This is a genomic window from Roseicyclus amphidinii, assembly GCF_030163755.1.
In the GTDB taxonomy this organism is placed as follows: domain Bacteria; phylum Pseudomonadota; class Alphaproteobacteria; order Rhodobacterales; family Rhodobacteraceae; genus Roseicyclus; species Roseicyclus amphidinii.
Window position 1 is genome coordinate 1 of sequence record NZ_JASJOE010000038.1, and the last position, 23,183, is coordinate 23,183.

The following is a 23,183-nucleotide window of genomic DNA, read 5'->3' on the forward strand; positions in this document are numbered from 1 at the left end:
CCGCGGCGCGCGGCGGGGCCGCGCCAGAGACAGGGGCCGGGCGCGCCACGGGTGCGGGCAGGCCGAGGGTGCCAAGCGCCTCGATCACGTCCTCGGCGCCGCGGATCAGCGTGGCGCCGTCGCGGATCAACAGGTTCGAGCCGCCCGCGCGGCTGTCCATCGGGTGCCCCGGCACGGCCATCACCTCGCGCCCCTGATCGAGCGCCATGCGCGCCGTGATGAGCGAGCCGGACCGCGCGGCGGCCTCCACCACGATCACCGCGCGGGCCAGCCCCGCGACGATCCGGTTGCGGCGCGGGAAATGGCGCGCCTGCGGATGCAGGCCGAAGGGCATCTCGCTCAGCGCCAGCCCCTTCTTCGAGATGTCCTGCGCAAGATCGGTGTTCTCGACCGGGTAGACCACGTCGAGGCCGCCGGCCATCACCGCGATCGTCCCCGTCTCCAGCGCCGCGAGATGGGCCAGCGCATCGACCCCGCGGGCCAGGCCCGAGACCACGACGAAGCCCGCCGCCCCCAGGTCCGCCGCCAGCCGCCGCGCCATGCGCGTGCCAAGCGCCGAGGCGTTGCGCGTGCCCACCAGCGCCAGCATCGGCCGCGACAGGAGCGAGGTCTTGCCCCGCGCCCAGAGCACCGGCGGCGCATCGGCGATCTGCGCAAGGTCCGCGGGATACTCGGCATCGCCGAGCAGCAGCATTTTCGCGCCTGCGCGTTTGGCCGCGCGCAGCTCGGCCAGCGCGACGGGTTCGGGGCAGGGTGCATAATCGGCCACGCCCGCGGCGCGGGCGACCTCGGGCAGGGCATCCAACGCGGCGCGCGCCTGCCCGTGTTCGCCCATCAGCCGAAGGTATGTCGCGGGGCCGACCCGGCGCGAGCGGATCAGGCGCAACCGCGCCAGCCGCTCGGCCTCGTCGGCGGCGGGGGGCGGCAGGAAGGCGGGGGCCGGTTCGGAGAATCCGAACTCATACTCGGTGATCATGCCGGCGACCGTAGCGCGCCATAGGTTAACGGGGCGTTACCGTCGAAGCCCGCGCAAGTGAGAGTTTTGCAAAACTCTCACTGACACCCTTGCAAGGGCGTCTTCCAGAGCCTTGCAAGGCTCTGGCCAGTCTCTTGCAAGAGACTGGCGCGCTCAGGCTGCGGAGCCGCCCACCGTCAGCCCGCCGATCAACAGCGTGGGCTGGCCCACGCCCACCGGCACCCATTGCCCGTTCTTGCCGCAATTCCCCATGCCGGGGTCCAGCGCCATGTCGTTGCCGATCGCCCGGATCTGCTGCAGCGCCGTCGCCCCGTCGCCGATCAGCGTCGCCCCCTTCACCGGCGCGCCGACCTTGCCGTTCTTCACCCGGTAGGCCTCGGTGCAGGAGAACACGAACTTCCCGTTCGTGATGTCGACCTGCCCACCGCCGAAGCCCACGGCATAGATGCCGTCCTTCACCTCCGCCACGATGTCGTCGGGGTCGGCCTCGCCGCCCAGCATGTAGGTGTTGGTCATCCGCGTCATCGGCGCGTGCGCATGGCTTTCGCGCCGCCCGTTGCCGGTGGGGGCCACCCCCATCAGCCGCGCCGATTGCCGGTCCTGCATGTAGCCGACAAGGATGCCATCCTCGATCAAGGTGGTCTTGCCCGAGGGCGTGCCCTCGTCATCCACGCTGATCGAGCCACGCCGGTCCGGGATCGTGCCGTCGTCCAGCACCGTGACGCCCGGCGCGGCCACCCGTTGCCCCATCAGCCCGGCAAAGGCCGACTGCTTCTTGCGGTTGAAATCGCCTTCCAGCCCGTGACCCACCGCCTCGTGCAGCAGGATGCCCGGCCAGCCGGGGCCAAGCGCCACGTCCATCATGCCCGCCGGCGCGGGTTCGGCCGACAGGTTCACCACCGCGATCCGCAGCGCCTCGCGCGCGATGCCCTCCCAGTGGTCGCGCCCCATGAGCCCGGTCAGGCCCACGCGCCCGCCGCCGCCCGCCGAGCCGCTTTCGCGGCGGCCGTTCTCCTCCACGATGATCGAGACGTTCAGCCGCACCATGGGCCGCACGTCGCGCACGCGCCCGCCTTCGGGGCGCAGGATCTCGACCTCCTGGTGAGAGGCCGCCATCGAGGCCGAGACCTGCACCACCCGCGGGTCCAGCGCGCGGGCATAGGCGTCGATCTCGGCCAGCGTCTCCAGCTTCACGCCGAACTCGGCGCCCGACATCGGGTCCTCGTCAGTGTAGAGCCGCGCGTTGGTGCCCATCGGCGCCTCGGCCAGCGTTCCGCCGCCGTCGCCCACCGCCAGCCGCGCGGTTTCGGCCGCGCGCAACAGCGCCGCCTCGGAAATCTCGGTGGAATGGGCGTAGCCGGCCACCTCGCCCTTCACCGCGCGCAGGCCGAACCCCTCGGCGGCGTCATAGCTGGCCGTCTTCACGCGCCCGTCGTCGAAGACCAGAACCTCGGACCGGCGGCGTTCGAGGAACAGTTCGCCATCCTCGGCCCCGTCGGTCGCGGCCCGCAGCACGCGCAGCGCGGCACCCTCGTCCAGAAGCGTCTCGAAGGGGCGAAAAGGGGTCGCGTCTGCCATGGAACCTCCGGCGGAAATGCTGCGGGCGCAAAATGATCCATGTCAATTTGCGCGGGGGTGAGACATTTAGACCAAATGCCTTGGGCCGTGACCAGCTATATGGTCCGGCCGACGTTGAACGCAACGGTGTGCCGTACGCGATGGATTGCGCGGCGCGCCGGATCAGACAGGACAGACCGGACATGACGTTTATGAAAACGCTCGGCGGCCTCGGGGCCGCATTTGGTGCAACCCTGGCCGCCGGAGTCGCTGCAGCCCAGACCGCCGGCATGCGCGACGGGCTCGAGATCATCGGCGCGCCGACGCCAGGCGGAACCGGGTTCCAGCCGGGCGTGACCGAGCTGGCCCGCGACATCCGGGCACTGGACTCGCTGTTGCTCGTGATCATGACGGTGATCGTTCTCTTCGTGACCGCGCTCCTGATCTACTCGATGGTCCGCCACAACGCCAAGGCGAACCCGACGCCCGCCACCTTCACCCACAACACCAAGATCGAGGTGACCTGGACGGTCGTGCCGCTGGTGATCCTCGTGGTGATCGGGGCCTTCTCGCTGCCGGTCCTGTTCAAGCAGCAGACCATCCCCGAGGCCGATGTCGTGGTGAAGGCCACGGGCTACCAGTGGTACTGGGGCTACGAATACCCCGAGCACGGCATCGTCTACGACAGCTTCATGCTGAACGAGGATGAACTGGCCGAGTATGGCTACGGCCCGGACGAGCACCTGCTGGCCACCGACACCGCGATGGTCGTTCCCACCGGTGCCACCGTCGTGGTGCAGGTCACCGCCGCGGACGTGATCCACTCCTGGACCATTCCCGCCTTCGGCGTGAAGCAGGACGGCGTTCCGGGCCGCCTTGCCGAACTGTGGTTCGAGGTCGAGGAAGGCCAGGAAGGCGTCTACTTCGGCCAGTGTTCGGAGCTGTGCGGCGTGAACCACGCCTTCATGCCGATCACCGTCTTCGCCGTGACGCAGGAGGAATACGACGCCTGGATCAACGGCGAGGCGCAAGAATTCGCAAGCGCGGGCAACATGCGCGCCCCGCGCGTGATCGAGCTGGCCTCGGTCGAGTGAAACGCATCGGCCGGGCCCCTTGGCCCGGCCGCCATGGTAGCCGGGCTGAAGCCCGGCCTACGGCTTAGGAAGAACGGTAGGCCTGATGACCGACGTTACGACCAACACCAGCGTTGAAGCCGCCGAGGGCGAAGCGCGCTTCGGCGATTACGTCGCGCTTCTCAAGCCGCGCGTCATGTCGCTTGTCGTCTTCACCGCGCTGGTGGGCCTTCTGGTCGCCCCCGCGACCGTCGATCCGATGATCGGCTTCACCGCGATCCTGTTCATCGCGTTGGGCGGCGGGGCCTCGGGCGCGCTGAACATGTGGTATGACGCCGACATCGACCGCGTCATGCGCCGCACCGCAAAACGCCCCGTGCCCGCCGGCAAGGTCACGGCGGGCGAGGCGCTGTCGCTGGGCCTGTGGCTGTCGGCGATCTCGGTGGCGATGCTGGGGCTGGCGACGAACTGGCTGGCGGCGGGTCTGCTGGCCTTCACCATCTTCTTCTACGCCGTGATCTACACAATGTGGCTCAAGCGCGCGACGCCGCAGAACATCGTGATCGGCGGCGCGGCGGGTGCCTTTCCCCCGATGATCGGCTGGGTCGCCGCCACCGGCTCGATCAGCCTCGAGGCGGTGCTGATGTTCGGCCTCATCTTCATGTGGACGCCGCCGCATTTCTGGGCGCTCGCGCTGTTCATGAAATCCGACTACCACGAGGCCAAGGTGCCGATGCTGACCGTGACCCACGGCCGGGCCGAGACGCGCCGCCAGATCCTGATCTACACCGTGCTGCTGGTGCCCGTCGCGCTGGGCCTCGGCTTCACCTCGGTCGCCGGGCCGGTCTACCTGGCCGCGGCCCTCGTTCTGAACGCGATCTTCCTCAAGGGTGCCTGGGACATCTGGCGCCGCGACGAGGAGACCGCGCAGGCCGACAGCTACGCCACCGAGAAGCGCGTCTTCCGCTTCTCCCTCTACTATCTTTTCCTGCATTTCGGCGCGCTTCTGATCGACGCCGGCCTGCGCAGCTGGGGGGGCGCCTGATGCCCATCACCGAGACCCACGACCTTCACAAGCGCCGCCTTGGCCGCAACATCGGCGTGGCCCTCAGCCTTGTGGGCTTTGCCGCCATCGTCTTCGGCCTGACGGTCGCCAAGATCCGCGAAGGGGCCTCGATGGAGGCCTTCGACCACCAGCCGCGGGTGTCGGTCACGCCCCCGGTGGAGAGCGGCCAATGACCTCGAACACCCGCGTCGTCACCCGTCTCCTGGCGGTCATGGTCTTCATGGGGGGCCTCGCCTGGGCCTCGGTCCCGCTTTACGACTGGTTCTGCCGCGTCACCGGCTTCGGCGGCACCACGCAGGTGTCCGAGCAGGAAAGCGACACCATCCTCGACCAGACCATCCGCGTCCGCTTCGACGCGTCGCGCGCCCGCGACATGCCGTGGGAGTTCCGGGCGATGCAGCCGCACATGGACATCCGCATCGGCGAGACGGGGCTGGCCTTCTACGAGGCCTACAACCCGACCGACGAAGCCATCGCGGGCACGGCCAGCTTCAACGTGGCCCCCTTCGAGACCGGCGGATATTTCGTCAAGATCGCCTGTTTCTGTTTCGAGCTGCAGGTCCTGCAACCCGGCGAGCGCGTCGAGATGCCGGTGACCTTCTTCGTCGATCCCGCCATCCTCGACGACCCCGAGGCCAGCGGAACCCCCGCCATCACGCTCTCCTACACGTTCCACGTGACGGAGATGCCCGAAGATTATGCCGCGCTGCCCGGGTCTGCGCCCGCGCCCGTGGCCAACTAGAGAACACACCGGACCGAGGACGACACCCATGGCCCATGCCAAGAACCACGATTACCACATCATCAACCCGTCGATCTGGCCGCTCATGTCGGCCGTCGCCGCCTTCGTGATGCTCTTCGGGGCAGTCAACTGGATGCACGGCGGCGAGCCCTGGCTGTTCCTGATGGGCTTCGTCGCCACGCTCTACGTCATGTTCGGCTGGTGGGCCGACGTGGTCGCCGAAAGCAACGCGGGCGATCATACGCCGGTCGTGCGCATCGGCCTGCGCTACGGCTTCATCATGTTCATCATGTCCGAAGTGATGTTCTTCGCGGCGTGGTTCTGGGCCTTCTTCAAGCACGCCCTCTACCCGATGAACACCTACGAGGCGTCGCAATACATCCCGCCCGAGATCTATGCCGTCGATCCGTTCCACCTGCCGCTGATCAACACGCTGATCCTGCTGCTGTCGGGCTGCGCCGTGACCTGGTCGCACCATGCGCTTGTCCACGGTGGACCGCGCAAGGACGTGGCCAACGGCCTGATCATCGGCGTGGTGCTGGGCCTGATCTTCACCGGTCTGCAGGCCTTCGAGTATTACGAGCTGATCGCGCATTACGACTGGAGCTTTTCGGGCGACAAGTTCTTTGCCACCTTCTTCCTCGCCACCGGGTTCCACGGCCTGCATGTCGTGATCGGCACGATCTTCCTGTTCGTGTGCTGGCTGCGGGTGCTGAAGGGGCATTTCACCGCCGAGAAGCACATCGGCTTCGAAGCCGCGGCCTGGTATTGGCACTTCGTCGACGTGGTCTGGCTGTTCCTGTTCCTGGCGGTCTACATCTGGGGCCAGGCGGTCGTGCTGGGCTGAGGTCGGAGACAGGGGGGCTCTGCCCCCCGCGTCACCCGTTCCGGGTGCCGCCCCCCCGGGATATTTCCGAAACGGAGAAGCGGGCAGGGGGCGCGCGTTAACCTTGACGGATCGTGAAGGGCCTGCCGCGGGGTGGGCCTTTTCCTTTGGAGGGATGTGAGCATGGGACGGATCATCGGGGCGCTGGTCCTGGGTGTCGCGGGGGTGGCGATCCTGGTGTCGCTGGGCACCTGGCAGGTGCAGCGGCTGGCGTGGAAAGAGGGCGTGCTCGCCGAGATCGAGGCGCGCATCGCGGCGGCGCCCGTGGCCGTGCCGGAGATGCCGGACCCGGAGGCCGACCGCTACCTTCCCGTGGCCGTCACCGGCCGCTTCGCCGACGGTCATGTGCGGGTGCTGGTCAGCCAGCGCGGCCTTGGCGCGGGCTACCGCATCATCTCGCCCTTCGAGGCCGACACCGGCCGCCGCCTGCTGGTGGACCGCGGCGTGATCCGCGTGGCCGATGAGGTGCCCGCCGCACCACCGGGCGCGGTGACCGTCACCGGCAACCTGCACTGGCCCGAGGAGCGGGACGGGTTCACCCCCGAGAACGACATCGCCGACAACACCTGGTTCGCGCGCGAGGTTCCCGTGCTGGCCGCGCATTTCGGCACCGAGCCGGTGCTGGTCATCGCCCGCGCGCTGACGCCCGCCGAGGCGGCGGTGACGCCTCTGCCGGTCTCGACCGAGGGCATCCCGAACGATCACCTGAATTACGCGGTCACCTGGTTTTCGCTGACCGCCGTCTGGTTGGGGATGACACTCTTCCTGCTCTGGCGTATCAGGCGACGGACCGTTTGAAGGACCTTGTGTCGATGCGCTACATCTCGACCCGCGGGCAGGCGCCCGAGCTGACATTCGAAGAGACGATGCTGACGGGCCTCGCGCGCGACGGCGGTCTCTACGTCCCCGCCGAGCTGCCCCGGCTGAGCCACGCCGAGATTGCCGCGCTGGCGGGCCTGTCCTACGAAGAGGCCGCGTTTCGCATCATGCGCCCCTTCGTCGGCGACAGCTTCACCGATGCGGAATTCGGCGATTGCATCGCGCGCGCCTATGCGGGCTTCGGCCATGCCGCCCGCGCGCCCTTGAAGCAGTTGCAGGACAACCATTTCCTGCTGGAACTGTTCCACGGGCCGACGCTGGCCTTCAAGGATTTCGCCATGCAGCTGATCGGCCAGCTGTTCCAGACGGCGCTGTCCCGTTCGGGCGAGCGCGTGACCATCGTCGGCGCGACGAGCGGCGACACCGGGTCGGCGGCGATGGAGGCCTTTCGCGGGCTCGACAATGTCGATGTCTTCATCCTCTACCCCCATGGCCGGGTGTCGGACGTGCAGCGCCGCCAGATGACCACGGTGTCCGAGGCGAACGCCCATGCGCTCGCCATCACCGGAAGTTTCGACGACGCGCAGGCGCGGCTGAAGGACATGTTCAACGATTTCACCTTCCGCGACGAGGTTCGGCTGGCGGGCGTGAACTCGATCAACTTCGCCCGCGTGCTGGCGCAGGTGGTGTATTACTTCACCTCCGCCGTGGCGCTTGGCGCGCCGCATCGCCCCGTCAGCTTCACCGTGCCCACCGGCAATTTCGGCGATATCTTCGCGGGCTACCTCGCCAAGCGGATGGGCCTGCCGATCGAGAAACTGGTGGTGGCCACGAACCAGAACGACATCCTGCACCGGGCGCTCTCGACGGGCGATTACGTCACCCATGGCGTTTCGCCCTCGATCAGCCCCTCGATGGATATCCAGGTCTCCTCCAACTTCGAACGCGCGCTCTTCGACGCCTATGGACGCGACGGTGCGGCTGTGGCGCAGCTGATGGACGAGCTGAAGCAGGGCGGCGGCTTTCACATCAGCCAGGGCGCTCTGGAAAGCCTGCGCGCCGATTTCGCCTCCGGCCGCGCCTCCGAGGAGGAGACGAGCGCCATGATCGCCCGCGCGCTGCCGCAGATGGGCGAGCTTCTCTGCCCCCATTCCGCCGTCGGCGTGCATGTGGCGCAAGGGTTCCTCGGGTCCACCCCTATGGTCACGCTCGCCACCGCGCATCCGGCGAAATTCCCCGACGCGGTCGAGGTGGCCACCGGCATCCGCCCCGCGCTGCCGCCGCGCATGGCCGATCTGCACGAGCGGCCCGAGCGCATGACGCGGGTCGAGAACGATCTCCACGAGATCGAAACCCTGATCCGCAAGGAAATCGCCGCGTGAGTGTCGAACTGCATACCCTGTCGAACGGCCTGAGGATCGTGACCGAGCACATGCCGGGGCTGGAATCGACGGCGCTGGGTGTCTGGGTTTCGGCGGGCTGCCGCCACGAGGCGCCCGAGCAGAACGGCGTCGCCCATTTCCTCGAGCACATGGCCTTCAAGGGCACCACGCGGCGCAGCGCGCTGCAGATCGCCGAAGAGATCGAGGATGTCGGCGGCTACATCAACGCCTATACCTCGCGCGAGGTCACGGCCTATTACGCCCGCGTCCTCAAGGATGACGTGGCGCTTGCCCTCGACCTGATTTCCGACATCGTGCTAAACCCCGTTTTCGACCCGCGCGAGATCGAGGTGGAACGCGGCGTGATCCTGCAGGAGATCGGGCAGGCCGCCGATACGCCCGACGACATCATCTTCGACTGGCTCCAGGAAGAGGCCTATCCGGGCCAACCCCTTGGCCGCACCATCCTCGGCCCGACCGAGCGCGTCCGCGCCTTCGGGCGCGAGGATTTCGACCGGTTCGTCGCCCAGCACTACGGGCCGGGGCAACTGATCCTGTCGGCGGCGGGCGCGGTCGATCATGATGAGATCGTGCGTCTGGCCGAGCAGGCCTTCGGCCATCTGCCGCCGTCCTCGCCGATGACGCCCGAACCGGGCCAGTTCGCCGGTGGCGAGCGGCGCGAGGTCAAGGCGCTGGAACAGGCGCATTTCACCCTCGCGCTGGAAGCGCCCGGCTATCGCTCCGACGATATCTACACCGCGCAGATCTATGCCACCGCGCTGGGGGGCGGCATGTCCTCGCGGCTGTTCCAGGAGATCCGCGAGAAACGCGGCCTGTGCTACACGATCTATTCCCAGGTCGGCAGCTACGACGACACCGGCATGCTGACGATCTACGCCGGGACCTCGGCCGAGGAACTTCCCGAGCTGGTCACGCTGACGCTCGACGAGCTGAAGCGCACCACCGGGGACATGACCGAGGCAGAACTGGCGCGCGCCCGCGCGCAGATGAAGGCGGGGCTTCTGATGGGGCTGGAAAGCCCCTCGGCCCGGGCCGAGCGTCTGGCGCGGCTGGTGGCGATCTGGAACCGCGTGCCGCCGCTGGAGGAAACCGTGGCGCGCATCGACGCGGTGACCCTGCCGGGCCTGCGCGATCACGCGGGCGCGCTGGTCGCCTCGGGCCGGGCCGCGATGGCGCTTTACGGGCCGGTCAAGCGGGCCCCCGATCTCGCGCAGGTGACCGCGCGCCTTGCCGCCTGATGTTCGCGCGAAAACGGCAGTTGCGGCTCGAGACGGAGCGCCTGACGCTCCGCCTGCCACGCCATGCCGATTTCCGCCCCTGGGCGGCGCTGCGCGACGACTCGCGCGACTTCCTCACCCCGTGGGAGCCGACCTGGGCCGCCGACCACCTGACCCGCAAAAGCTTCACCGGCCGCGTCTACTGGGCGCAGCGCGCGTTGACGCAAGGCAGCGCCGTGCCGCTCTTCATCTTCCACCGGCCGGACGAGACGCTTCTGGGGGCGATCACGCTCGACAACATCCGCCGCGGGCCTGCGCAATCGGCGACGCTGGGCTACTGGATCGGCCAGCCCCACGCGCGCCAGGGCTACATGCGCGAGGCGATCGAGGCGGTGGTCCATTACGCCTTCCGTGGCCTCGACCTCAGCCGGGTCGAAGCCGCCTGCCTGCCCGAGAATGCCGCCTCGCGCGGGGTGCTGGAGAAGGCCGGGTTCAAGTATGAAGGCGTGGCGCAAAGCTACCTGCAGATCAACGGGCGCTGGCGCAACCACGTGCTTTATGCCCACCTGCGCCATGACCGTCGCGGCCGCACCGACGTGGGCTGACGCGGCCCGTTTCCTTCGCCTCGATCCCGCCCTAGATTGCCCGTCATGACAGAGCTTTCCCAACGCCTCTCCACGCTCCTGCCCGCCGCCGCCCTGCGCGAGCCGACCCCCGCCTACCTGGAAGAGCCGCGCGGCCGCTGGCAGGGCCGCGCCGCCGCCGTGGTTGCCCCCGGATCGACCGCGGAGGTGGCCGAGATCCTGCGCCTCTGCGCCGAGACCGGCACCCCGGTCATCCCCTATGGCGGCGGCACCGGCCTTGTCGGCGGCCAGCTGACCGACACGGGTCCGGCCCCCCTGATCCTGTCGCTGGAGCGGATGCGCGCCATCCGCGCCTTCGACCCCGAGGCCGGCACGATGACGGTCGAGGCCGGCGCGATCCTGTCCGACATCCACACAGCGGCCGAGGCCGAGGGCTGGATCTTCCCCCTGACGCTCGCCTCCCAGGGCTCCGCCCGGCTGGGCGGGCTTCTGGCGACCAACGCGGGCGGCGTGAACGTGATCCGCTACGGCAACGCCCGCGATCTCGTTCTGGGGATCGAGGCGGTGCTGGCCGATGGTACCGTGGTGAACGCCCTTTCGCCGCTCAGGAAGAACAACACCGGTTACGACATCCGCCACCTGCTGATCGGGTCGGAGGGGACGCTGGGCGTGATCACCGCGGCCTCGCTGCGGCTTTTCCCCAAGCCTGCAGCGACCGGGGCCGCGATGATGGTCGTGCCCTCGCCCGAGGCGGCGCTGGCGCTCCTGCGCATGGCGCAAGCGGGTATCGGCAGCGCGATCTCGGCCTTCGAGCTGATGAGCCGCGAAGGCTTCGATTTCCTCGCCGAGGTCGGCCCAGAGACGCGCCAGCCCTTCGCCGATCCCCCCGACTGGGCGGTGCTGATCGACCTCGGGATGGGGGCAGGCGGCGACCCCGCGGGCGCGCTGGAGGAGCTCTTCGCCGAAGCCTTCGAGGCGGGTCTCGTGTCGGACGGCGTCATCGCCCAATCCGAGGCGCAGCGTGCCGAGTTCTGGGCGCTGCGCGAGAACATCCCGGCGGCGAACCGCCGGATCGGCGCGGTCTCCTCGCATGACATCTCGGTCCCGGTGGCCGCGATCCCCCGCTTCATCGCCGAGGCGCCGGGACGGATCGCCGCCATCGCCGAGTTCCGGCTGAACTGTTTCGGCCACATGGGCGACGGCAACCTGCATTACAACGTCTTCCCGATGCCGGGCAAAAGCCGCGCCGACCACGAAAACCAGCGCGACGCGATCAAACGGGCGGTGCATGATCTTGTCATGGAACTGGGCGGCTCGGTCTCGGCCGAACACGGGGTCGGGAGGCTGAAGGTCGACGACCTCGAGCGCTATGGCGATCCGGGCAAGCTGGTGGCGATGCGGGCGATCAAGGCGGCGCTCGACCCGAAGGGCATCCTCAACCCCGGCGCGGTGCTGCGGGCCTGACGGGTGTTTCGGGGCCTTCGGCCCCGACCCGGCGGCGCGCGGCGTCGGGCCCCTTTGGGGCCACTCCTTCGCGCGCTGGGTGCGGGTGGCGGTAGGGAACGACCAAGGCCCGATCCGCTGCGCGGGTGACACTTGCGGAGGTGCCCCCCTGTCGACGGCACGGCGAGTTGTCGGGAGCTGTGCAGGGATATTTGAAAAACGGAGAAGCGGGGGATGGGGAGATCCACCCCGGCCGGCACGGGGCCAAGCCGGGGCTTCTCCGCTTGCGGTCATCGGCGTCCCCGCCTGTCCCGCAGCGACAGCCTTGCACGGACAACATGAAGAAACCCCTAACGGGCTTCTCCGTTTCACAAGTATCCCGGGGGAGTCCGAAGGACGGGGGCAGAGCCCCCCACTTCGGGAGCGCCCTCGACGACCCGCCCGACGTGAGGCATGAGCACCGACCGCACCGCGACAGCGGTGCCACCGCGGTCGTGGCGCAGACGCGACGCGTCGAGCCACGCCGCAGACCCCGCGCGCGGCGCAGGCCGCGCGCCCGCAGCGGGTCGCCTTCCATCGCCGTCACGCGGGCCGATCCTACGGTTCGATCCCGCATGCGCGAGACGCGCGCGGCAGGGCCCCGGTCTTGCGCAACATGCCCTAGATCATCCGGATCACGTCCTTGTCGATGGCCAGCACATAGCCGCGGCGGGCGATGTTCTTGACGAGGAGCTCGCTCACGATCTGGTTGCCCAAGGTGTCGCGCAGGCGCTTGATGCGGGTTGCGCCCGCGGCCTCGTCGGCGTCGCTCTCCGATTTGCCCGAAACCATCGCCTCGATCTGTGCGCCCGAGAGCACCTCGTCGTCCAGCCGGGCCTCGGCCAGGACCGAAAGCGTTTCCATCGCCGCGTCGGTCAGCTTGAACTCGAGGTTGTTGATCAGCACCACCCGTTCCTCGCGGCTGAGGATGAGCGAGGAGACCTGGATGCCCTGGCGCTCGATCTCGCCCATCCGGCGGTTCAGCGCGATGATCGTGACAAGGAACACGAGGCAGGCCACCAGCAGCGCCGTGGCGAAGACCATCAGGACGAAGATCACCGCCCGGTAGCTGGCCAGCACGGATGAGAACGAGGTGCCGGTCTGGGCCATGATCTCGAGCACCCGCGTCGCGTCGGGGTCGCGGACGTCGTTGAGGATGAAGACCTCCTCGACCGCGGCGTTGAAGGCATCCGCGTCGGGCAGGTTCAGGAACAACAGAACCGCCGAGGTCACCAGCACGGCGACCACGGCGACGATCCCCAGGATGACCACGCGGCCGGTGGCGGCGCGGGTCTCAGAAACGGAGGAAGTGGTCTCCGGCATCGGCCCTCCTTGCGGCGAGCCCGTCTTCGCCGAAGACCGACACCACCTGCAGCAATTCCCATCCGCCCGCGGCGATGCGGCCGGCGATCACCGCAGCGGCGGCGTCGACCGAACAGGCCGTATCGGGCAGGTCGATCACACCGTAATGCAGTCTGAGGGGGTTATCCATCTTCGCGCGATAATCGGCGTAGCAGGCCTGGGCGGGGCCCGCGACCAGAAGCGCGAGGGCGGCGGCGGCGAGGGGGCGAAAGACCATGGCATCACTCGACAGGGTTGGGGGAGGCCCGGTGTCCGGGTTCTGCCCACAGATGTGCCCGCGCGGGCGGCGTCATGCAATGACAGCCTGCACAGCGGCGGCTGTTATCGGATAACGGCGCGCCGATATTGAGCGGCAGGTGCGGACGGGCCGAAGGTCCGGGCATTGCGGTGCAGGCCTGCGCCGCTCCCACGTTCCCAGAGTTCCCGTCGTTCCCGTGCCAAGGAGGCCGTCCCATGTTCACCCAGCTTCGTTCCACCCTGCCTGCCCTGATGCTCTCTGCCGTGGTCGCGCTCGGCGCCATCGGTGCCTCGGCCACGCCGGCGCGCGCCGACAATGGCGATGCCGCCCGGATCATCGGGGGGATCATCGCGCTTTACGCCATCGGGCGCGCCATCGAGAGCGCGAACCGCCCGCAGCAGCCCGCGCGCAACTACCATGTGCCGAGCCGCCCCCGTCAGCTGGTCGCGCCTGCGCGCTGCTTCATCGAGGGGCATGACCGCAACGGCTACTACCGCGGCTACGTGCGGCGCTGCATGGAGAACAACGCGCGCCATCCGCAGTTCCTTCCGGCCAATTGCCTGACGCGGGTGCATACCCCGCGCGGCGAGCGGCAGATCTACGCGGGGCGCTGCCTGGCGCAGAACGGCTGGGTCCGCGAGGCGGGCTTCGGCCACTGAGCCCCGGCGAGGGTTCGAGCAGTGAAGCCGGGCGGTCCCCTTGGCGGGGGGCCGCCCGATCTTGTTCCGGGCGCGCGGGCGTGGGATGACGCGCCATGGCACGCAGCTGTCCCGACCTGACCCATGAGAGCGCGCTGGGCGCGCGCGTCGCCGGCGTGGACGAGGCCGGGCGCGGGCCGCTGGCCGGGCCGGTCTCGGCCGCCGCGGTGGTGCTGGACCCCGGCGACCTGCCTGAGGGGCTGAACGATTCCAAGACCCTGACGGCGGCGCGGCGCGCGGCGCTGTTCGACGAGATCCACGCCAAGGCCGAGGTGAGCCTGGCCTGGGCCAGCGTCGAGGAGATCGACCGGCTGAACATCCGCGCGGCCTCGCTTCTCGCCATGCGGCGGGCGGTGGAGGGGCTGCGCAGCCTGCCCGAGGCCGCCCTGATCGACGGCAACGCCTGCCCCGAAGGACTGCCCTGCCGGGGGGTCACGCTGGTGAAGGGGGATGCGCTGAGCCTGTCGGTGGCCGCCGCCTCGATCATCGCCAAGGTGGCGCGGGACCGGGTGATGGTGCAGCTCGCCGCCGAGTTCCCCGGCTATGGCTGGGAGGTCAACGCAGGCTACCCCACGGCGGCGCACAGGGCCGCGCTACAACATCTGGGGGTCACCCCCCACCATAGACGGTCGTTTCGCCCGGTCCACAACATCTTGCTATCCGATTCGCTTCAACGCCTTGATTCCAATAAATAAATTGACGGCGAATCGGTTTTGGGCGAAGGTGCCCGCCATCTGGGAGCGCCCGCAAGAGGCGTGGGGCCAGAGGCGAAAGCGAGGCAGACGTGACAACCAAGACCAATGTGAAGGCGGCGCAGGCGCTGCCGCTCAATACGATTCTGGCCGGTGATTGCATCGAGGTGATGCGCGGGCTTCCCGAGGCGTCGGTGGACCTGATCTTTGCCGATCCGCCCTACAACCTGCAGCTCAAGGGCAGCCTGCACCGGCCGAACAACAGCCTGGTGGATGCCTGCGACGACCATTGGGACCAGTTCGACAGTTTCAAGGCCTATGACGCCTTCACGAAGGCCTGGCTCGCCGAGGCCCGGCGGCTTCTGAAGCCCGACGGGGCGATCTGGGTGATCGGCAGCTATCACAACATCTTCCGCGTGGGCGCGGAGCTGCAGAACCAAGGCTACTGGATCCTGAACGACGTGATCTGGCGCAAGTCCAACCCGATGCCGAATTTCCGCGGCAAGCGGCTGACCAATGCGCATGAGACGATGATCTGGGCCTCGAAGTCGGAGGGGGCGAAATACACCTTCAACTACGAGGCGCTGAAGGCGCTGAACGAGGGCGTTCAGATGCGCTCGGACTGGGTCCTGCCGATCTGCAACGGCGGCGAGCGGCTGAAGGACGAGAAGGGCGACAAGGCGCATCCGACGCAGAAGCCCGAGGCGCTGCTGCACCGGTTGCTGGTGGGCTCGACGAACCCCGGCGACGTGGTGCTCGACCCGTTCTTCGGGACGGGAACGACGGGGGCCGTGGCCAAGATGCTCGGGCGCGACTGGATCGGGATCGAGCGCGAGGAGAGCTATCGCGCGGTGGCCGAGGCGCGGCTGGCCCGCGTGCGGCGGCTGGATCGCGGCGCGCTGGAGGTGGCGACCTCGAAACGGGCCGAGCCGCGGGTGCCCTTCGGGCAGTTGGTGGAGCGCGGCATGCTGCGCCCCGGCGAGATGCTGGTGAACGCGCGCGGGCAGCTGGCGAAGGTGCGCGTGGACGGCACGCTGATCGCCGATGACGTGAAGGGTTCGATCCACCAGGTCGGCGCCAAGCTGGAAGGCGCGCCGTCCTGCAACGGCTGGACCTACTGGCATTTCCGCCGCGACGGTCAGACCGTGCCGATCGACGTGCTGCGCCAGCAGCTGCGGTCGGAGATGGGGCGCTAGAGCCTTCGAGCCTTGGCCCCGTGGCCAGCGCCTGACCCCTGCCGTTCCCCGAGGATCGGCGGGGGTTTTTCGTTGCGGACCGGGTTTCGCCTGCCTGCGCAGGCGACCCGCGCGCCGCTGGCGCGGCGCGGGTGCGAAAATTCGGGGGGCTCTGCCCCCATCCCTTCGGGATTCCCGGGATATTTTCGAAGCGGAGAAGGGGGGTGTGGCGCGTCAGTCGCGGGGGGCGGCGGCGCGGCGGAGGCGGTCGTTGATGGCGCGGCCGAGGCCGGTTTCGGGGATCGCGGCCACGCGGATCGCAGGGGCGTTGCGCTGGTCCGCGAGGGCGTCGGCCTGGTGGAGGATGGCGAAGAGATTGGTGGCGGCCTCTGCGAGGTCGCCGGTGGCGGAGAGGGTGAGGTCGCCCATGGTCGCACCGAAGCCGATGGTGATCTCACCGGGGTGCGGCGTGCCGCCGAGGTGCAGAGGCGCGCGCGGCGCGTAGTGGCTGGCGAGCTGGCCGGGGGCCTCGAGCCGTGCGCCGGGGGTGGTGTCGGCGACAAGCGGGCCGGTGAAAGGTTCGATCGCCTCGCGCGGCAGGCCGCCTTCGCGCAGGAGGCGGGTGGTGCTCTCGCCGGGGGCGAGGATGGTGGATTCGACGCCGACCGTGCAGGGGCCCGCGTCGAGGATCGCGGCGACGCGGTCACCGAGGCCGTCGCGGACATGGGCGGGCGTCGTCGCGCTGATCCGGCCCGAGGGATTGGCCGAGGGGGCGGCGACGGGGCCCTGCAGGCTGCGCAGGACGGCCTGCATCGCCGGATGGGCGGGGACGCGGATCGCCACGGCCGGCAGGCCCGCGGTGACGGCGGGGGCAAGCCCGTGGCCGGGTTTCAGCGGCAGCACCAGCGTGAGGGGTCCGGGCCAGAAGGCGCGGGCCAGCGCCTCGGCCTGTGCCGGGAGGGTGGCGAGGGTCTGCGCCGTGGCGAGGTCGGGGACATGCACGATGAGCGGGTTGTGTGACGGCCGCCCCTTGGCGGCATAGATCGCGGCGACGGCTTCGGGCGCGGTGGCGTCGGCGGCCAGCCCGTAGACCGTTTCGGTCGGCAGCGCGACAAGGCGGCCCTCCTTGAGGAGGGCGGCGGCGCGGGTGTGCCCCTCGGGCGTGTCTGGCAGGATCTCGGGGGCTGGCATCGCTCTGACGTGACGTTTCGGTTGATCGGGCGGCGCGGGCGGCCCTAGCTCAAGGCTGACCGGCCCGGCGTGGGTAGCGCGGAGCGCGCGCCCGTGCAATGACAGGGCCACGCAGACACGACATGCAGACACGGGGGGGGAGACGTGCCATGCCCTATCGCGCACCTGTTGCCGAGTTCGAGTTCCTGTTGAGCCATGTGGTCGGCTATGACCGCGTCACCGCCACCGAGGCCCATGCCGAGGCGACGCCCGACATGGTCCATGCGCTGCTGACGGAAGCGGGCCGCATCTGCGAGGAGGTGCTGGCACCGCTCAACCGGGCGGGCGACATGACGCCTGCGCGGCTGGAGAACGGGGTGGTGCGGACCTCGCCCGGCTATGCGGACGGCTACCGCGCGATGGCCGAGGCGGGGATGACGGCGGTGTCGGCAGATCCGGAATATGGCGGGCTTGGCCTGCCGCAGACTGTGACGACCTGCGTGAACGACATGGCGGGGGCGGCCTGCCTCGCGTTGCAGATGAACCCGCTGATGACGCAGGGCCAGATCGAGGCGCTGGAGAACCACGCGACCGACGGGATCAAGGCGCTTTACCTGCCGAAGCTCATCTCGGGCGAATGGTGCGGCACGATGAACCTGACCGAGCCGCAGGCCGGGTCGGACGTGGGCGCGCTGAGCACGAAGGCAGAGCCGGCGGGCGACGGGACCTACCGGATCACGGGGCAGAAGATCTACATTTCCTGGGGGGATAACGATTTCACCGGGAATGTCGTCCACCTCGTCCTTGCGCGCCTGCCGGATGCGCCGAAGGGGACGAAGGGGATATCGCTTTTCCTCGTGCCGAAGCTGATCCCCGAGGCGGATGGCACGCCGGGCGTGGCCAACAGCCTGAAGGTCGTCAGCCTCGAGCACAAGCTGGGGCTGCATGGCAGCCCGACCTGCGTGATGCAGTATGACGGCGCGACCGGCTGGCTGATCGGCGAGGAGAACCGCGGCATGGCCGCGATGTTCACCATGATGAACAACGCGCGTCTGGGCGTGGCCGTCCACGGCGTGTCCATCGCCGATGCGGCGACGCAGGCGGCTGTCGCCTATGCGACCGACCGGACGCAGGGCAAGCCGCTGGTCGAGGGCGGCACCGGCACGATCCTCGATCACGCCGATGTGCGGCGGATGCTGATGGAGATGAAGGCCGAAACCTTCGCCGCCCGCGCCATGGCGCTGGACCTGGCGGTGTCGATCGACCTTGGCCACGCGGGCGACGCGGCGCAGGCCGCGCGGGCCGCGGTGCTGACGCCCATCGCCAAGGCCTACGGGACGGAGACGGGGATCAAGCTGGCCAATATCGGGATCCAGGTGCATGGCGGCATGGGCTTCATCGAGGAGACGGGCGTGGCGCAATACCTGCGCGACGTGCGGGTCTCGGCGATCTACGAGGGGACGAACGGCATCCAGGCGATGGACCTTGTCGGGCGCAAGATGATGGATGGCGGCGCGGCGATCCACGCGCTGATCGACGCGGTCGAGGCCGAGGCCGAGGCGCATGAGATGGGCGCACCGGTGGCCGCGATGGCGGGCGCGCTGCGCGCGGCGACCGAGGACATGCTGGGGCGTGACCTGAACGACCGGTTCGGGGGGGCTGTGCCCTACCTGATGGGGTTCGCCCGTGTGATGGGGGCGCTCTACCACCTGAGGGCGGCCACGGCGGGCGACACTGCGGGCGACAGGATGCGCACCGCGCTGGCGCGGTTCTACATCGCGCGGCTTCTGCCCGAGGCGCATGGGCTTTTCGCGCAGGCGCGCGCGGGCGCGGCGGATCTTTACGACCTGTCGGCGGACGAGTTGGCGGCATGATCCAGACCCCCATCGAGACGGCCCCCGCCCCCGGCGAGGCGATCGAGGTTGCCGACGGTGTGCTGTGGCTGCGCATTCCGCTGCCGATGGTGCTGGACCACGTCAACGCCTACGCGCTGCGCGACGGCGACAGCGATGGCTGGACGCTGGTCGACACAGGCCTCGACACCGGCAAGACCCGCGCCCTGTGGGAGGCGGCCTTGGCCGGGCCGCTGGCGGGGTTGCCGGTCAGGCGGCTGATCGTGACGCATCACCACCCCGACCACGTCGGGCTTGCCGGGTGGTTCCAGTCCCGCGGGGCGGAATTGTGCATGACGCGCACCGCCTGGCTGTCCGCGCGGATGCTGACGCTGGACGAACAGGCGGTGCCGAGCGCCGAGACGCTGGCCTATTGGCAGAGCGCGGGGATGGATGCCGAGACCTTCGAGGAACGCCGCGCCGCGCGGCCCTTCAACTTCGCCGACACCGTTCACCCGATGCCGCTGGGCTTCACGCGGCTGTCGGAGGGCGGCACGATCCGCATGGGCGGGCGGACGTGGGACATCCGCCTCGGGCAGGGGCACGCGCCCGATCACGCGACCTTCTGGAGCCGCGACGACGGGCTTGTGATCGGCGGCGATCAGCTTCTGGCGACGATCTCGCCCAATCTCGGCGTCTACGCGACCGAGCCGGAGGCCGACCCGGTGGCCGAATGGCTGGAGAGCTGCGCGGGGTTCCAACCCCACGCCCGGCAAGACCAGCTGGTGTTGCCGGGCCACAAGCTGCCCTTCACCGGCTTGCCCGACCGGCTGCGCCAGTTGATCGAGAACCACCATGGCGCGCTCGACCGGCTGCGCGATCACCTGGGCACGGGCGAGAAGACCGCCGCCGAGTGTTTCACGCCGCTGTTCAAGCGCCGGATCGACGCGGGCACCTATGGCCTCGCACTGGTCGAAGCGGTGGCGCATCTGAACCACCTGCATGCCCTTGGTGCGGTCACCCGGACCCGGCGCGCGGACGGGGCGTGGCTCTATCGCCTCGCCGCGGGGGCTGCGGCGCAGTGACCCCGGCCCGGAGGGCTGACAGGCGGCGCGCGATGGGCTATTCCACCTCAGCGAAATTGGACCCGAAACAGGGGGGAACGACATGGCAGACAACCAGCACAAGCCCGGTGAGATGGACATCACCGAACAGGAAAAGACCTTTGCCGGCTTCATGCGCTGGACGGTCAACATCGGGATCGTCTGCATCCTGATCGTGCTCTTCCTCGCGGTGTTCGCGCGATGAGCCTGATCCTGCGATTGGCGACCGGGCTGGCCCTGGTCGGCCTCGTCGCAGGATGCGTGGCCGAAGAGGTCTCGGCCCCCCAGGCCGAGATCGAGGCCGCAAGCTACGCCACGAGCGGGCCGCCCACCGTGCGGCTTCTGACCATGGTGTCGAACCGCAACGGCAGCGGCGGCCATTCGGCGCTGGTGATAGACGGCGCCGAGCGGTTGGTGTTCGACCCCGCGGGCAGCTGGCATCACCCGCTGGTGCCCGAGCGCAACGATGTCCTTTTCGGGATGTCGCCGCAGCTGTTCGGCTTCTACATGGATTACCACGCGCGCGAGACCTACCATGTTCTCGTGCAGGAGATGCCCGTGACGCCCGAACAGGCGGCGGCGCTGTCGCGCGCGGTGCAGGTGCACGGCGCGGTGCCGCAAGCGCGCTGCGCGCGGTCGATCTCGACCCTGCTGTCGGGGGTGCCGGGCTTCGAAACCATCCGGCCGACATGGTTCCCGGTGAACCTGAGCGAGCAATTCTCCGAACTGTCCGGCGTGACCGAGGACCGGGTCTACGACGATGATTCGGACGACAACCTCGAGCTGTTGCAGGCGCAGGCCCGCGCCGCCCGCACCCGCGAGATCGCGGCCGCCGCCGCCTCCGACGACGGATAACCCGACCGCTTGCGGGCCGGGCGACGGAAGGCAAAACAAAACCCCCGGGGCGTGGCCACGGGGGTTCTTTTCTTTCGGGATCGCGTCGACGATCCGGCCTTCAGAGAAGCCCTTCGCGCTGCAATTTCTTGCGCGCCAGCTTGCGGGCACGGCGGACGGCCTCGGCCTTCTCGCGCGCTTTCTTGACCGAAGGTTTCTCGTAATGTTGCTTGAGCTTCATTTCACGGAAAACCCCCTCGCGCTGAAGTTTCTTCTTCAGGGCGCGAAGTGCCTGATCGACGTTGTTGTCGCGAACACTGACCTGCATTCTGGTGTCACCACCTTCCTAAGTTAGAGTTGCGTTGAAAGCAGGAGGTGGCCGTATAGCAAAGCCCCCCTAACTTGTCTACTGTCGCCAGCACAGCGAGGAACGGGGGCACGCATGACCGAAACGACCGATCACACGCCTGACTCGATGGCCCGCCTGGTCGAGGCGGCGCTGATGCATGTGCCCTTTGACGGCTGGTCCGAGGCGAGCTTCAAGGCCGCCGCCGGTGACGCCGGCATGACGGTGGCCGAGGCCCGCGCGATCTGCCCCCGCGGGGCGGTCGATCTGGCCTTGGCCTTCCACGCGCAGGGCGATGCGGCGATGGTGGCGAAGCTGGCCGAGACCGACCTGACCGCGCTGCGCTACAGCGACCGTGTGGCCTTTGCGATCCGCACCCGGCTGGATCTGGTCGAGCATGACAAGGAAGCGGTGCGCCGCGGCGTGACGCTGTTTGCGCTGCCGATGCACGCCGCCGACGGCGCAAGGGCGCTGTGGCAGACGGCGGATGCGATCTGGACCGCGTTGGGCGACACCTCGGACGATCTGAACTGGTATACCAAGCGCGCGACGCTCTCGGGGGTCTATTCCTCGACCGTGCTCTACTGGCTGGGCGATCAGTCGATGGACCATGCCGCGACCTGGGCCTTTCTGGAACGGCGGATCGACGACGTGATGCGCTTCGAGCGGGCGAAGAAGGCCATGCGCGAGAACAAGCTCCTGAAGCCGCTGATGGCCGGGCCGGAATGGCTGGCCGCCCGCGTGAAGGCACCGGGCAAGGGCGCGCCTGCCGACCTGCCGGGCCGCTGGCGCGGCTGAGGGGCCTTTGGGCGCGGCAACGCCGCCCTTGCCGTGCCGGGCGCATGCCGTCATCCCTTGGACCTGAGACAGGGAGACGGAGGGCACCCCATGACCGACATGATGCGCGCGATCGAGATCAGCCAACCCGGCGGGCCGGAGGTGCTGGTGCCCTGCACGCGGCCCATCCCGGTGCCCAAGGCCGAACAGATCCTGATCAAGGTGGATCATGCCGGCGTGAACCGCCCCGACGCGCTGCAACGCGCGGGGGCCTATGACCCGCCGCCCGGCGCCTCGGACCTGCCGGGGCTGGAGGCCGCGGGCACTGTCGCCGCCGTCGGGCCAGGCGTGAGCCGCTGGCGCGTCGGCGACGCGGTCTGCGCGCTGCTGCCGGGCGGGGGATATGCCGAATACGCCGTCACGCACCAGGATCACGCCTTGCCGGTGCCCGATGGCCTGAGCATGGCCGAGGCCGCGGCGCTGTGCGAAACCGCCTTCACCGTCTGGTCCAACGTCTTCATGCGCGGCGGGCTGACAGGCGGCGAGCGGTTCCTTGTCCACGGCGGCTCGTCGGGGATCGGGACGACCGCGATCCAGCTCGCCCGCCATTTCGGCGCGCGGGTCTTCGCCACCGCCGGATCGGCCGGGAAATGCGCCGCCTGCGAGGGGCTGGGCGCGGAACGTGCGATCAACTACCGCGAGGAGGATTTCGTCGAGGTTCTGCGCGCCGAAGGCGGGGCCGACCTCATCCTCGACATGGTGGGCGGGGCTTACCTGCCGCGCAACGTGCGCGCGCTGGCCGATGACGGGCGGCTGGTGCAGATCGCCTTTCTGCAGGGGCCGAAGGTGGAGCTGAACTTCGCGCAGGTGATGGTGCGTCGGCTGACGATCACCGGCTCCACGCTGCGGCCCCAGTCGGACGCGGCCAAGGCCGCCATCGCGGCCGAGCTGGCAGACCACGTCTGGCCGCTTTACGCGGCGGGGCGCATCCGGCCGGTGATGGACGAGGTCTTCGCCCTCGACGACGCCGCGGCGGCCCATGCGCGGATGGAGGCGAGCGCGCATATCGGCAAGATCGTCCTGAAGGTCTGAGGGCGCTGCCCGCGGTTTGACCCGATCTGCCCCAATTTCCGCCACGGTGACCGGCTTCG

General features: G+C 69.1%; 25 protein-coding genes. 19 read left to right on the forward strand and 6 right to left on the reverse strand.

Going from position 1 to position 23,183, the window contains the following annotated elements; translation table 11 throughout:
- The coding region (gene dprA / locus QQK83_RS12895; protein WP_284264846.1) for a DNA-processing protein DprA at positions 1 to 976 on the reverse strand (976 nt) is incomplete at its 3' end.
- A gap of 153 nt (positions 977 to 1,129) precedes the next feature.
- On the reverse strand, positions 1,130 to 2,554 hold the full coding sequence (tldD, locus tag QQK83_RS12900) for a metalloprotease TldD (protein ID WP_284264848.1): 1,425 nt from the start codon (positions 2,552 to 2,554) through the stop codon (positions 1,130 to 1,132).
- A gap of 182 nt (positions 2,555 to 2,736) precedes the next feature.
- On the opposite strand from tldD, the gene coxB reads away from it, so the two are divergent.
- From coxB to QQK83_RS12950, 10 genes are all read left to right on the forward strand, one after another.
- Positions 2,737 to 3,627, forward strand: coding sequence for a cytochrome c oxidase subunit II (gene coxB, locus QQK83_RS12905; RefSeq protein WP_417750352.1), 891 nt, complete (start codon positions 2,737 to 2,739; stop codon positions 3,625 to 3,627).
- A gap of 85 nt (positions 3,628 to 3,712) precedes the next feature.
- Positions 3,713 to 4,651, forward strand: coding sequence for a heme o synthase (gene cyoE, locus QQK83_RS12910; RefSeq protein WP_284264850.1), 939 nt, complete (start codon positions 3,713 to 3,715; stop codon positions 4,649 to 4,651).
- Positions 4,651 to 4,845, forward strand: coding sequence for a hypothetical protein (locus QQK83_RS12915; protein ID WP_284264852.1), 195 nt, complete (start codon positions 4,651 to 4,653; stop codon positions 4,843 to 4,845). The genes cyoE and QQK83_RS12915 overlap by 1 nt, the downstream gene beginning before the upstream one ends.
- Positions 4,842 to 5,414: a cytochrome c oxidase assembly protein gene (locus QQK83_RS12920; RefSeq protein ID WP_284264854.1), complete on the forward strand. Its 573-nt coding sequence runs from the start codon at positions 4,842 to 4,844 to the stop codon at positions 5,412 to 5,414. Before QQK83_RS12915 ends, QQK83_RS12920 begins: the two co-directional genes overlap by 4 nt.
- A 28-nt stretch (positions 5,415 to 5,442) precedes the next feature.
- Positions 5,443 to 6,261, forward strand: coding sequence for a cytochrome c oxidase subunit 3 (locus QQK83_RS12925; protein ID WP_284264855.1), 819 nt, complete (start codon positions 5,443 to 5,445; stop codon positions 6,259 to 6,261).
- A gap of 162 nt (positions 6,262 to 6,423) precedes the next feature.
- Complete coding sequence (locus tag QQK83_RS12930; protein WP_284264857.1) at positions 6,424 to 7,098, forward strand: SURF1 family protein; 675 nt, start codon at positions 6,424 to 6,426, stop codon at positions 7,096 to 7,098.
- Positions 7,099 to 7,112: 14 nt separating this feature from the next.
- Positions 7,113 to 8,501, forward strand: a complete 1,389-nt coding sequence (gene thrC / locus QQK83_RS12935) for a threonine synthase (RefSeq protein WP_284264859.1) — start codon at positions 7,113 to 7,115, stop codon at positions 8,499 to 8,501.
- Positions 8,498 to 9,760 (forward strand): M16 family metallopeptidase, encoded by a 1,263-nt coding sequence (locus tag QQK83_RS12940; RefSeq protein WP_284264861.1) that lies wholly within the window; start codon positions 8,498 to 8,500, stop codon positions 9,758 to 9,760. The genes thrC and QQK83_RS12940 overlap by 4 nt, the downstream gene beginning before the upstream one ends.
- Positions 9,760 to 10,344 (forward strand): GNAT family N-acetyltransferase, encoded by a 585-nt coding sequence (locus QQK83_RS12945; protein ID WP_284264863.1) that lies wholly within the window; start codon positions 9,760 to 9,762, stop codon positions 10,342 to 10,344. Before QQK83_RS12940 ends, QQK83_RS12945 begins: the two co-directional genes overlap by 1 nt.
- Positions 10,345 to 10,389: 45 nt before the next feature.
- Positions 10,390 to 11,787, forward strand: coding sequence for an FAD-binding oxidoreductase (locus QQK83_RS12950; protein ID WP_284264865.1), 1,398 nt, complete (start codon positions 10,390 to 10,392; stop codon positions 11,785 to 11,787).
- A 639-nt stretch (positions 11,788 to 12,426) separates the two neighbouring features.
- Here the strand turns inward: QQK83_RS12950 and QQK83_RS12955 are convergent.
- Both QQK83_RS12955 and QQK83_RS12960 read right to left on the reverse strand, forming a co-directional pair.
- Positions 12,427 to 13,128, reverse strand: coding sequence for a winged helix-turn-helix domain-containing protein (locus QQK83_RS12955; RefSeq protein ID WP_284264868.1), 702 nt, complete (start codon positions 13,126 to 13,128; stop codon positions 12,427 to 12,429).
- On the reverse strand, positions 13,100 to 13,384 hold the full coding sequence (locus QQK83_RS12960) for a hypothetical protein (protein ID WP_284264870.1): 285 nt from the start codon (positions 13,382 to 13,384) through the stop codon (positions 13,100 to 13,102). Before QQK83_RS12960 ends, QQK83_RS12955 begins: the two co-directional genes overlap by 29 nt.
- 236 nt (positions 13,385 to 13,620) lie before the next feature.
- Here QQK83_RS12960 and QQK83_RS12965 point away from each other — a divergent pair, with 236 nt between their 5' ends.
- From QQK83_RS12965 to QQK83_RS12975, 3 genes are all read left to right on the forward strand, one after another.
- Positions 13,621 to 14,064: a hypothetical protein gene (locus QQK83_RS12965; protein ID WP_284264871.1), complete on the forward strand. Its 444-nt coding sequence runs from the start codon at positions 13,621 to 13,623 to the stop codon at positions 14,062 to 14,064.
- 95 nt (positions 14,065 to 14,159) lie between these two features.
- Entirely contained in the window at positions 14,160 to 14,798 is a 639-nt protein-coding gene (locus QQK83_RS12970; RefSeq protein ID WP_284264873.1) for a ribonuclease HII, read from the forward strand.
- A gap of 89 nt (positions 14,799 to 14,887) precedes the next feature.
- Entirely contained in the window at positions 14,888 to 15,991 is a 1,104-nt protein-coding gene (locus QQK83_RS12975) for a site-specific DNA-methyltransferase (RefSeq protein ID WP_284264875.1), read from the forward strand.
- 213 nt (positions 15,992 to 16,204) lie between these two features.
- Here the strand turns inward: QQK83_RS12975 and QQK83_RS12980 are convergent, their stop codons facing one another.
- Positions 16,205 to 17,161, reverse strand: coding sequence for an L-threonylcarbamoyladenylate synthase (locus QQK83_RS12980; RefSeq protein WP_284264877.1), 957 nt, complete (start codon positions 17,159 to 17,161; stop codon positions 16,205 to 16,207).
- A 149-nt stretch (positions 17,162 to 17,310) separates the two neighbouring features.
- Here QQK83_RS12980 and QQK83_RS12985 point away from each other — a divergent pair, with 149 nt between their 5' ends.
- The 4 genes from QQK83_RS12985 (at position 17,311) to QQK83_RS13000 (ending at position 20,930) form a co-directional block, all read left to right on the forward strand.
- Positions 17,311 to 19,014: an acyl-CoA dehydrogenase gene (locus QQK83_RS12985; RefSeq protein WP_284264879.1), complete on the forward strand. Its 1,704-nt coding sequence runs from the start codon at positions 17,311 to 17,313 to the stop codon at positions 19,012 to 19,014.
- On the forward strand, positions 19,011 to 20,057 hold the full coding sequence (locus tag QQK83_RS12990; protein ID WP_284264881.1) for an MBL fold metallo-hydrolase: 1,047 nt from the start codon (positions 19,011 to 19,013) through the stop codon (positions 20,055 to 20,057). Before QQK83_RS12985 ends, QQK83_RS12990 begins: the two co-directional genes overlap by 4 nt.
- A gap of 82 nt (positions 20,058 to 20,139) precedes the next feature.
- Complete coding sequence (locus QQK83_RS12995; protein WP_284264882.1) at positions 20,140 to 20,280, forward strand: aa3-type cytochrome c oxidase subunit IV; 141 nt, start codon at positions 20,140 to 20,142, stop codon at positions 20,278 to 20,280.
- Positions 20,277 to 20,930: a hypothetical protein gene (locus QQK83_RS13000; protein WP_284264883.1), complete on the forward strand. Its 654-nt coding sequence runs from the start codon at positions 20,277 to 20,279 to the stop codon at positions 20,928 to 20,930. The genes QQK83_RS12995 and QQK83_RS13000 overlap by 4 nt, the downstream gene beginning before the upstream one ends.
- A gap of 100 nt (positions 20,931 to 21,030) precedes the next feature.
- Here the strand turns inward: QQK83_RS13000 and rpsU are convergent, their stop codons facing one another.
- Positions 21,031 to 21,237: a 30S ribosomal protein S21 gene (rpsU, locus tag QQK83_RS13005; protein ID WP_284264885.1), complete on the reverse strand. Its 207-nt coding sequence runs from the start codon at positions 21,235 to 21,237 to the stop codon at positions 21,031 to 21,033.
- 114 nt (positions 21,238 to 21,351) lie between these two features.
- Between rpsU and QQK83_RS13010 the strand changes: the two genes are divergently transcribed.
- Positions 21,352 to 22,053 (forward strand): COQ9 family protein, encoded by a 702-nt coding sequence (locus tag QQK83_RS13010; protein ID WP_284264887.1) that lies wholly within the window; start codon positions 21,352 to 21,354, stop codon positions 22,051 to 22,053.
- Between the two features lie 90 nt (positions 22,054 to 22,143).
- Complete coding sequence (locus QQK83_RS13015) at positions 22,144 to 23,124, forward strand: NAD(P)H-quinone oxidoreductase (RefSeq protein ID WP_284264889.1); 981 nt, start codon at positions 22,144 to 22,146, stop codon at positions 23,122 to 23,124.
- The last annotated feature ends 59 nt before the right edge of the window (positions 23,125 to 23,183 follow it).

Bases quoted from the DNA above. Each gene is read 5' to 3' on its own strand.
- QQK83_RS13010 (WP_284264887.1), top strand. From the start codon at position 21,352: ATGACCGAAACGACCGATCACACGCCTGACTCGATGGCCCGCCTGGTC.
- QQK83_RS12965 (WP_284264871.1), top strand. From the start codon at position 13,621: ATGTTCACCCAGCTTCGTTCCACCCTGCCTGCCCTGATGCTCTCTGCC.
- QQK83_RS13015 (WP_284264889.1), top strand. From the start codon at position 22,144: ATGACCGACATGATGCGCGCGATCGAGATCAGCCAACCCGGCGGGCCG.
- QQK83_RS12950 (WP_284264865.1), top strand. From the start codon at position 10,390: ATGACAGAGCTTTCCCAACGCCTCTCCACGCTCCTGCCCGCCGCCGCC.
- thrC (WP_284264859.1), top strand. From the start codon at position 7,113: ATGCGCTACATCTCGACCCGCGGGCAGGCGCCCGAGCTGACATTCGAA.
- tldD (WP_284264848.1), bottom strand. From the start codon at position 2,554: ATGGCAGACGCGACCCCTTTTCGCCCCTTCGAGACGCTTCTGGACGAG.
- coxB (WP_417750352.1), top strand. From the start codon at position 2,737: ATGACGTTTATGAAAACGCTCGGCGGCCTCGGGGCCGCATTTGGTGCA.
- cyoE (WP_284264850.1), top strand. From the start codon at position 3,713: ATGACCGACGTTACGACCAACACCAGCGTTGAAGCCGCCGAGGGCGAA.
- QQK83_RS12995 (WP_284264882.1), top strand. From the start codon at position 20,140: ATGGCAGACAACCAGCACAAGCCCGGTGAGATGGACATCACCGAACAG.
- QQK83_RS12955 (WP_284264868.1), bottom strand. From the start codon at position 13,128: ATGCCGGAGACCACTTCCTCCGTTTCTGAGACCCGCGCCGCCACCGGC.
- QQK83_RS12960 (WP_284264870.1), bottom strand. From the start codon at position 13,384: ATGGTCTTTCGCCCCCTCGCCGCCGCCGCCCTCGCGCTTCTGGTCGCG.
- QQK83_RS12985 (WP_284264879.1), top strand. From the start codon at position 17,311: ATGCCCTATCGCGCACCTGTTGCCGAGTTCGAGTTCCTGTTGAGCCAT.
- QQK83_RS12915 (WP_284264852.1), top strand. From the start codon at position 4,651: ATGCCCATCACCGAGACCCACGACCTTCACAAGCGCCGCCTTGGCCGC.
- QQK83_RS13000 (WP_284264883.1), top strand. From the start codon at position 20,277: ATGAGCCTGATCCTGCGATTGGCGACCGGGCTGGCCCTGGTCGGCCTC.
- QQK83_RS12930 (WP_284264857.1), top strand. From the start codon at position 6,424: ATGGGACGGATCATCGGGGCGCTGGTCCTGGGTGTCGCGGGGGTGGCG.
- QQK83_RS12945 (WP_284264863.1), top strand. From the start codon at position 9,760: ATGTTCGCGCGAAAACGGCAGTTGCGGCTCGAGACGGAGCGCCTGACG.
- rpsU (WP_284264885.1), bottom strand. From the start codon at position 21,237: ATGCAGGTCAGTGTTCGCGACAACAACGTCGATCAGGCACTTCGCGCC.
- QQK83_RS12920 (WP_284264854.1), top strand. From the start codon at position 4,842: ATGACCTCGAACACCCGCGTCGTCACCCGTCTCCTGGCGGTCATGGTC.
- QQK83_RS12980 (WP_284264877.1), bottom strand. From the start codon at position 17,161: ATGCCAGCCCCCGAGATCCTGCCAGACACGCCCGAGGGGCACACCCGC.
- QQK83_RS12970 (WP_284264873.1), top strand. From the start codon at position 14,160: ATGGCACGCAGCTGTCCCGACCTGACCCATGAGAGCGCGCTGGGCGCG.
- QQK83_RS12925 (WP_284264855.1), top strand. From the start codon at position 5,443: ATGGCCCATGCCAAGAACCACGATTACCACATCATCAACCCGTCGATC.
- QQK83_RS12990 (WP_284264881.1), top strand. From the start codon at position 19,011: ATGATCCAGACCCCCATCGAGACGGCCCCCGCCCCCGGCGAGGCGATC.